The 9,493-nt window shown below is 54.7% G+C and carries 6 protein-coding genes; all 6 read right to left on the minus strand.

From position 1 onward, the window contains the following. A partial coding sequence (locus tag G113_RS16705; protein WP_005907526.1) for a retention module-containing protein occupies positions 1-1,325 on the minus strand: 1,325 nt, incomplete at its 3' end. 269 nt (positions 1,326-1,594) lie between these two features. Continuing rightward, positions 1,595-3,517 (minus strand): EAL domain-containing protein, encoded by a 1,923-nt coding sequence (locus tag G113_RS16710; protein ID WP_005907527.1) that lies wholly within the window; start codon positions 3,515-3,517, stop codon positions 1,595-1,597. Between the two features lie 3 nt (positions 3,518-3,520). Then, the gene (locus G113_RS16715; RefSeq protein ID WP_005907528.1) at positions 3,521-4,240 is read right to left on the minus strand and encodes a transglutaminase-like cysteine peptidase; all 720 of its coding nucleotides are present in this window, start codon (positions 4,238-4,240) and stop codon (positions 3,521-3,523) included. Between the two features lie 135 nt (positions 4,241-4,375). Then, entirely contained in the window at positions 4,376-5,695 is a 1,320-nt protein-coding gene (locus tag G113_RS16720) for a TolC family outer membrane protein (RefSeq protein WP_005907529.1), read from the minus strand. Positions 5,696-5,731: 36 nt separating this feature from the next. Beyond that, complete coding sequence (locus G113_RS16725) at positions 5,732-7,123, minus strand: HlyD family type I secretion periplasmic adaptor subunit (protein WP_005907530.1); 1,392 nt, start codon at positions 7,121-7,123, stop codon at positions 5,732-5,734. Beyond that, positions 7,116-9,260 carry a type I secretion system permease/ATPase gene (locus G113_RS16730; RefSeq protein ID WP_040319342.1) on the minus strand — a complete coding sequence of 715 codons (2,145 nt, stop codon included), beginning with the start codon at positions 9,258-9,260 and terminating at the stop codon, positions 7,116-7,118. The genes G113_RS16725 and G113_RS16730 overlap by 8 nt, the downstream gene beginning before the upstream one ends. Positions 9,261-9,493: the final 233 nt, after the last annotated feature.

Genomic DNA, 9,493 nt, shown 5'->3' on the forward strand with positions numbered 1-9,493 from the left:
TCGATGTCGTTCACCGCCGTCGGCACGTCGTCACGGATCATCGCATCCAGACTGGCAGAAGTGGAATCTCCATCCTTGTCTGTGAGCGTGACCTGGAAACTCTCTGTCAGCTGGGTATCATTAGCCGGTTTAACGTGGTTCTCGTTGTCTTGCAGGGTATAGCTATAGGTGACGCTACCTGCACCAGTCACGGGATTAAAGCTGATCACTGTGATTTGCAGGCTATTGCCCAGAGGAGTGACAAGCGACTGGGGAAGGCTCATAACAGCCCCATTTGTAACCAATTGCAGGCCAGCGATGCTGAGTGTCTGCACGCCATCTGGTGCATTAAAGCTAAAAATACCGCCCTGAGTCAGGGCACCCGGATTAGGAGTACTGCCATCAGGCAGACTGGCATCGCTGACCACTATTTCAGCGCCGACCACATTCAGTCCAGTCAAGCTAACCCCTTCGTCAACGGGGGCAATGGTAATGGTCAACGTAGAATTTACGACATCGGTACCATCGGTCACGCTGTAATTTACAGGCGGAACAGGACCGTTGTAGTTCAATGCGGGGGTAAAGCTGTAATCACCGTTACCGCTCACCGTGAGAGTACCCACCCCCGAGATGGTAACCGTTGAGCCCGCAGGAACATTATTGCTGCTACCCCAACTGAACAGCGTCACGCTGGCGGCATTGGGGCCATCCGAGTTGCTGGTATTATCGAGGAGATTACCATTGACCTGAACGTCCTCCGGCACACTCACCTGCTCATTTTCATCACTCAACTCATTTTCAAGATCTGGCAGATCTTCTTGCAGACGATCAATGACGGGTCTTGCACTGTGATCAGTATCGAACCCGGCCTGGGCTATGGTGGCATCTCCCGTGCGGGATATGGTCACGAAACCGCCATTACCACTGGCACCGGCAACCCCCCCTATTCCGCCGCCACCTCCGGCCGCTGGAGCGCCCCCTGCGGCAGAAGCTTCAAAATTCTTGGTCGGATCGATCCCCTCCAAGATTGATTGTTGCAATGCGGCTATATCATTGGGATCGAGGGGCTTGTCGGTACCATCAGGCTTGGCCTCATCGGCCACTTTGTCCGCAACATCTGCAGGAATGCTGGCCTCGGGCGCCGCCGATGACCCCTGGGCCAAGGCAGCAGCCTCTTCCGGTGTGAGCAGCGCCAACTTGGCATCGTCGGCCAGTGTCAGCTTGGTACCGGGTGAGAGCGTCTCACCCGCTTGCAATGGGCGCGTACTGCCATCGGCATTAACGACCAGAATGTCCCCTTCCATTGAGGCGACGACGACAGCCTTATCGATCATTTGGGTACGCATAGCCTTGACTCCAACACTGAGGGTTTCGATGTATAAACCCTATGAGCGAAGTGCAGTAACGTCCGTTGCAAAAATGTACCGGATCCACATTGGAAGCGGGGGAACCATGAAACAAATCGAAAGCTGGCTACTTATCTTATTAAAACAACACATTAGATTATGCCTCAAAAGAGGCCTTATCATTACATGAGCTAATGTTAAGCAACGGTTACATCAAAAAGTGATAAAAAAAGGCGCCACCTGGGCGCCCTTTTTCAATTACTACTGGTTCAAATAAGAAACGCTGGGTGTACAAAACCCTGATAACCATCGATATGCAAGCCAGACAGCAGTTCAACCTGCTGCTCATTTTCCACCCGGGTAGCTATGGTCAAGACACCGGCATTGTGCGCAGCACGGCATACTGCAGCCAGGAAGGAAGTATCCGCTCCCGGCTCCATGACCTGACTGGTATAACCATGGTCAACCTTGACATAACTTGGAGCCATCTGCTCCAGATAGCCAAGGGATTGGAAGTGGCGACCATAGTGATCCACGCCCCACTGATAGGCGTGCTCACGCAGCACCGCCACCAGCGCTTCAACCTGAGCTTGATGCTTCAAAATGGCGCCTTCCGGGATCTCGAACAGCAATCTGTCCTTTAGCTCAAGGTTGCGGCCCAAGAAGTCACCGAGCCAGAGCAAGAACTCTTCTGAGCAGATGGCCCCGGAGGTGATGTTCACGGCAAGTACCAACTCGGCATCTTGCTGTAGCAGAGGGACTGTGGCCGTGAGGATCGCCTGATCAAACTCGCTACCGAGTTTGAACTGCTCGATAGCCGGCAGGAACTGACCTGCAAAATAGTCATTACCGTCACGATGAATGGCGGCAAACAGTTCGGCATGAAGCCTGAGGCCATTGTCAAAGCGACAGGCTGGCTGCGCCTTGAAGCGCCAGAGTTGACGGGCGATGGCATCTTCCACCAGATCCCGCCAGGCCAGACGCCCCATCATGCCTTGGCTATGGCCACCTTCCATGACCACGGCACCACGGCGCTCGTTGCGCGCCCGGCCCAGGGCATTATCCGCCTTGGTCAGCAGGCTGGAGAGATCGTCCTGGCTATCTCGCCCGGCGATACCGATCACCGACAATGCATCAGCCTCACCCATAGGGTTGACCACCAGATCGGCGATGCGGTTGTTGATCCGCTCGGCCAGCTCCTGCAAGGTATCAAGATCATTGGTCGGACAGAGCAATGCGTACTCGGTCGCCGAGATGCGGGCAATGGCGGCGCCATCCCATCCGCTCAGTTCATCATTCAGACTCTGAGCAATGGACTTGACCATGTTGTCCCGCGCGGCAAAACCTTCATCCCGATAGATATCATCGAGCATGTCGACAGCCACCAGCATGACGCCACCCTGCCCCGCTTCAGCGATCCAGGCATTGACCTGGCCGACGAAATAGGCGCGGTTGCCCAAACCGGAAACGGCATCCAGGTAGACTCTCTCACGCAGATTCTCAGCTTCCTGTGCCTGCTCCTTGAACTGGGCGGCCAACTTGCCAGAAAGGGTATTGATGGCTTGCACCACCTGCTTGAGCTCCACAGTTCGCGGCTCTGGGATCTCGTGACCAAAATGGTGCTGCTCTATCTCCAGTGCCTGTTCACGGATCTGGTCCAGTGGCTTGAGGAGATAACTGAGGGCTCGCATCAGCAACAGCGTGGTAATGAGAAAACCGACCACAAACCAGCTTGCCAGATTGGTCATCCCTTGCCAGAGCTCGTAATAGGCCTGACCGCTATGGCCGACTACCTTGAGCTTGCCAAGCTGCAACCAGCCTGACGTCAGGATTGACTCATTGGAGATCTCAGGAAACAGATCCAGCCCCATGAACCATGCGGGAACCCCGGCAACATGGTTAGTATTCTCCTGCTCAATCACATCATGGGAGGCCAAGAGATCGAGCCGCACCAAGCGATAGTAGCCACCATCAAACACCGCCTTGATGACTGACTCGGCACTCACCTTGTCGCCATTCTCAAGATAGGGGGTCAATGCCAATCCGAGCGCCGTTGCGGTGTTAATCACAGTCGTCTCTTGCTGCTGTGCAAGGTAGGTGCGGGTCGAATTGAACTGAACCCAATAGGTTACGGCAAACAGAGCCCCGAACAACAACAACATGGTGGCCAGTAATTGTCGATATAGCGTCATAGGTTAATCATCCAAATTCACCACAGGTCGAGCCAATCGCCCTGAAGTCATGCGATTGCGTAAATCATTCCATAATCCCAAACGTGAAGACTGACCGGCCAGTTCTCCCTGGCCACGCGCCTTCATCAACCACAAGTGGCGACCATTGAAGCTGTAGATAGGCAGCAGATCCTTACGGGCAGTTGCCGGACGCAGCTCCCCAATCAGGTTGTCGAGAATGAGGGGGACGGATGAAGGGGTTTCATAGTAGGCCACAACCATATGAAACTGGTTGTAGTCCAAGGCTTTGACATACACCATCCGCATCTTCTCATCGTCGATGCCAAGTTCGAGCAGGGTAAAATACTTGGCAATGCTGAAGTCCTCGCAATCTCCCCCTGCCGCTCCCAGAAACTCGAGAGGGCTGGCCCAGTAATCCTTCCTGCGCCACAACTTGCTGTCGTCTATAAAATGCAGCTGATTGAAAAAGCTGTTTACTCTCTCTAGCTTCTGCCGCTCTGACCAGCCTGCGGCCTGCGCCTGCAAGGTGAGCAACCGCCAGCTCGCAGTACGTTTACCTGCCCGCTCACCATAGGTGTCCTTCGCCCGCTTTATCATGGCCAGATCGGCATCCGTCAGCGGCTGGCTCGCCGCCAGCAGGAGGGGAAGCAGTGCCAGCCCACACCAGAGCAAGTGTCGCCCCCGGCGGTGGAACGGGTCGAGCCACCGCCCGATACGCCACAATGTCACATCTTTTCCCTACTCAACGGAGCCAACAAATCATGAGATGCAAGATACAGGATACGAGGGCAACATACTTCACCCCCTGATGCTGGGTGTGACGACAATGTTGTTGTCGTCACACCCAAGCCAGCAGCACTAGTTTTTGGCTTGCCATTCAGCAGGTTGTTGCACCTGCATGGCACTGAGCAAGCTGCCAGTGGCATTGAGGATGCGGTAATCAGCCAGCAGGGAATCATACTCCGCGTTGATGTAGCTGCGGCGGGCTTCAAACAGTTCGTTTTCGGTGTTCAACACGTCTAACAAAGTACGCTGACCCAAGCCGAACTGCTTCTTGTACGCTTGAACAGTGTCATAACTCGCATCAACGTGTTGTTGCAGGTAGATCTTTTGCTGATCCAGAGACTGCTTGGCGTTCCAGGCCAGACGGGTCCCCTCTTCAACCTGACGGAATGCATTCAGATGAATGTCTTTCGCCTGGGAGTAGAGCGCAGAGGTCGCCTTGCTTTCGGCCAGATCGGAACCACCACGGAACAGGTTGTAGCGCATCCGGACCATGGCGGTCAGGTCGTCGTTACGTCCCTTGACAGCGTCTATGTCTTCATTCCAGTTCTGATCCACCTCGATGGCGACATTGGGATAGAAGCCAGATTTGGCACCTTCATTCTGGTATTTGGCCGCTTCAATGTCTTGCAAGGAGGAGAGCAGCGTCGGGTGCACCTCGGTGGCCGTCTTGAGCGCCGTTTCGATTGACGCAGGCATCAGACTGGCATCCGGTACTGGTTGCACCAGATCCTTGGGCATCTCATTGACTACCCGAACATACTCACTCTCGGCATCCCGATAGTTGTTCTCCGCCGCCGCCTGGTTTGAATAGGCACGCGCGACCCGGCCCTCGATCTGGGTCTGGTCTGCCGTGGAGCCCAGTCCTGAATCAGTCCGCTTGCTGATGTCACTGCGGATCTGCTCATGGGTCGCCAGGTTGTCTTTAGACAACTCCAGTATCTCCTGCTGGCGCAGCATATTGAGGTACACCTCGGCAGTGCGCAGCGCCGTGTTTTCGGCTTCAGAGATCATGGCCAGTCGCTGGGCACTGGCCTCTGCTTTGGTTCGTGCCACATTGCTGCTGACATCGAAGCCATCAAACAGCATCTGGCGCAGGCTAAGGCCAGCCTCTTTGCGGGTCATCGAGTCATCGACACCAGGGCCTCCCAGACGGGTAGCGGGACTGTCGGTATTCTCATACCCCACCCCGGCTCTCAGATCGATGGTGGGGTAATAGCCGCCTTTGGCACCATCATGCTGATACATGCGGGCCTGATAAAGATCAAATGCCTCCTTGATCTTGGGATGAGTCGCCAACGCTTGAGCAACGGATTGCTCCAGCGTTTCGGCCTGAACCAGGCCAGGAAGTAATACAGCGCCACTTACAAGCATGGCAACAATCGTCTTTTTCATAGTATCTCCAGTCATATGCTTTTATTGATTGTTGGCTTATCGTTCCCTCAGTGCCGACTGTTTGGCCCGCAATATCGGTTTTAACAAATAGTCTAGAACACTCTTTTTACCAGTGATGATATCTGCACTGGCTAACATACCGGGGATGATGGGTAATGCATTAGTTTCATCGCCCAGAAAACTTTTATCTGTCCTGACTCGCACCATATAGAAGGAATTACCGTCCTCATCTTGAATAGAGTCAGCACTTATCTGTTCTACCTTGCCATGCAAGCCCCCATAGATAGTGAAATCATAGGCAGTGAATTTCACCACGGCTTCCAGCCCTGGTCGCAAAAAAGCAATGTCCTTGGGCGATACCTTGGCTTCAACTAACAGCGTATCTTCAAGTGGCACTATCTCCATCAAATCCATACCCGGCTGGACCACTCCACCCAACGTATTGATCTTCAACTTTTTGATGGTGCCTTTGAGTGGAGCAACCACGCTGGTTCTATCGACGCGATCTCGCAGCCCCACTTGGCCTGCGGAGAGTTGGCCCAATTTGCCTTGACGCTCGTTCAATTCGGTCTGGGCATCGGCTCGGAATTTCAACGCGATGTCATTACGCTTGGAAATCGCCTCACGCAATCCGGAATTCAACTTGGGAATGACCAGACGATTGCTCTCCAGTTCTCCCTGCATTTCGTTTACCTGGCGTTCGAGTTTGATTAATTCAACCTGAGGAACGATCCCCTCTTTCGCCAATGGTCGACTGATATTCAGCTCTTGACGGGCAAGATCCACACTGCGACCCACGGTACGTATTTTCGAGTTGAGCTCGATTAATTCCTGCTCTTTCTGCTCTATCTGTTGCCCCAGAATATAGAGCTGATTCTGAAGATTGTTGAGTCGGTCATTTTGCACCGACACCTCACGGGCTGCATATTCGGCAAAGACGCTCTCATAACCTTCCGGGAAAACGATGGCTTGTTTGTTAATCGCCACCTGCTCACGCCAGCTGACATTCGGCTCGCTTTTGACGACCACACTACGGATCTCGGCTCGTAAGCGCGCTATGTCCCCCTTGAGGGTGACCAGCTCCTGCTCGCGCTCGCGAAAGTCTGAGCGAAAACGGGTGTCATCGATACGCAGCAAGGTCTGGCCCTTCTCGACGATATCGCCCTCCTTGACGAAAATTTCTTTGACGATCCCCCCCTCCAGATTCTGGATCACCTGCAGTTGGCGGGACGGGATCACCTTGCCCTGACCCACGGTCACTTCGTCGAGCTTGGCCCAGGCGGCCCAGATCAGTGCACTCATGAAAAAGAGAAAACAACACCAGAGCAGCACGCGGGCCCGGGTTGGCGTACTGAGCAACACGGCGGCAGCACCATCGTCCACGAAAGCCAGATGTTCCTGGGCGGGCAACACATCTTTTTTATGCATTAGATGCCTCCTGAACCCGTACCTTGCCTTCTTTAAGTTGTTGCAGCACCTGAACTTTGGGACCGTCTGCCACTATTTTGCCTTGTTCGATAACGATCACTCGATTCACCACGTCCAGCATCAGAGTCTTGTGGGTAATGACAATCAAGGTCGTCTCAGGACCGAGCCGGGCCAGCTCCTGCTTGACCTGCTGCTCGGACTGGTTGTCCATGTTGGACGTCGGCTCATCCATCACCAATATGGGCGGATCATTGAGCAACGCCCGAGCCAGCAATATGGCCTGGCGTTGACCACCGGATAGTTGGCGCCCCCCCTCACCTATCTGACGATCCAGACCATTGGGGTCCCGGTTGGTGAAGTTGGTCACTCCGGCCCGTTTGGCCGCGCGCAGCACCCTGGCATCATCAACCAGGGGGTTGCCCAGCATGATGTTGTCCCGCACCGAGCCAAAGAAGAGAGTGACATCCTGGGGTACGCAGCCAATGTTACGGCGCACTGCCGCAGGCGCCAGCTGATCGAGATCGAAACCATCAAGACGCACTGAGCCATCGGTCGGACGATAGAGCCCCATGAGCAATTTCTCCAGGGTCGTCTTGCCCGCACCAATCCGGCCGATGATCGCCACCTTCTCGCCCGGCTCAATCTTGAGACTGATGTCGTGCAAGGTGCTGGTCTCCATGCCCGGGTATTTGAAGGTGACATTCTCGAACTCGATACGTCCCTCCACCACAGGGTGGTGAATATACTGCCGACCCTCTTCTTGCTCACCCGGGGTGCTCATTATCCCCTCGAGAATGGTCAGCGCAGAGCGGGCCTGGTTATAGCGGGTGGCAAGCACCGACAGTTGCACCATGGGCGCGATGGCACGACTCGACAGCATGACGGCGGCTATCATGCCGCCCATGGTGACCAAGCCATCCGAGATCTGGTAAACACCGACAATCACCAGCCCGACCGTCACCACCTGCTGGATGTAGCTCGCAAGTGAAGACATCGAGTTGGTGATGCGCCGGGTCTGCACCCCCCAGGTGGAGATGTGGGAAACAGCTTGTTCCCAGCGATGCTGGAACATGCTTTCGGCGCCGAAGATCTTGACGGTCTCAAGACCCGCGATACTTTCCACCAGGTTGGCGTTCTTCTGGGAGGCGAGTCGAGAGCCCTCCTCAATCGACTGCTTGAGAGAGCCCTGGATGTAGAAGCTGTAGCCCAGCAGGATCAGCATGGCGATGATGGGCACCACCACCATGACCCCGGCAAACATCCAGATCACGACCAGGAAGAAGACGGCAAATGGCAGGTCGATCAAGGTCGAAACCGTCGCCGATGTGAAGAACTCCCGCACCGACTCAAACTCCTGCAAGTGTTTGGCGAAGGCGCCGGTGGAGGCGGGCCTCGACTCCATCCGCATCCCCATCACCTTGGCAAAAATCTTGGCAGACAGCAGCACATCCGACTTCTTGCCGGCAATGTCGATGAAGTAGCTGCGCAGCTGACGCATCACAAAGTCGAAGGTAAACACCACGACGGCACCGACCGCCAACACCCAAAGGGAATCGAAGGCCAGGTTCGGCACTATCTTGTCATAGACGTTCATGGTGAACAGCGGACTGGCCACCGCAAACAGGTTGATCAAGATGGACGCGACCAGGACATCACGATAGATACCCCGCGATTCCAGCAGGGTGCTCCAGAACCAGTGACCGTCACGAGTCTCCAGCACCTTGGGGGAGCGCTCGTCGAAGCGAAACTGTTTTTTGACGAAAAACAGCCGCCCCAGATACTCATCACCGAGTTGGGCCGCCGTTACCCACTCAGCCGAATCGCCAGCCTGAGGGAAGATGACTTTGGCCTGACTGCGATCCTGATTCCACTCCATCAAAATACAGGCGCCACCATTACGGGTCTGCAAAATACAGGGCAACAGCAGAGAGGATATTTGCTCAATAGGTTGCAGCACCTCCCGGGCAGAGAGGCCAGCGCGTTCTGCGGCACGACTGAACAGCGCCGTGGTCAACCGACCGGACACCAGTGGCAGCCCTGTGGTCAGCGCATCCTTGCTATTGGGAACGCCATAGAAACGGGTCAGGAAGACCAGGCACTCCAACAGCTCATCGATATGGTCGGTTTCTGCTTGCATAAAATCCTGTTCGATAAATAGGCTGAGGGTCAACCTTGCTTATCCATTCTCAGCGCCAAGGCACCGGTTATATGAGGTTTCTGGTAGCCATGATAAGCAAAAAGATACCCATGTGATACCCAGATAATCTCTTGATGCCGAAAGGGAAGATCGCCATTGTACGCTGTGGTCGATGTCACCCTTATCACAATAAGGTACCAAACAGGTCACCTCAAGGTTCGATCTACATCAGC

It is taken from the genome of Aeromonas molluscorum 848, assembly GCF_000388115.1.
Taxonomy (GTDB): Bacteria; Pseudomonadota; Gammaproteobacteria; order Enterobacterales; family Aeromonadaceae; genus Aeromonas; species Aeromonas molluscorum.

Excerpts from the sequence above, each read along its gene's own strand:
- G113_RS16710 (WP_005907527.1), bottom strand. The coding sequence starts at position 3,517 with ATGACGCTATATCGACAATTACTGGCCACCATGTTGTTGTTGTTCGGG.
- G113_RS16720 (WP_005907529.1), bottom strand. The coding sequence starts at position 5,695 with ATGAAAAAGACGATTGTTGCCATGCTTGTAAGTGGCGCTGTATTACTT.
- G113_RS16730 (WP_040319342.1), bottom strand. The coding sequence starts at position 9,260 with ATGCAAGCAGAAACCGACCATATCGATGAGCTGTTGGAGTGCCTGGTC.
- G113_RS16725 (WP_005907530.1), bottom strand. The coding sequence starts at position 7,123 with ATGCATAAAAAAGATGTGTTGCCCGCCCAGGAACATCTGGCTTTCGTG.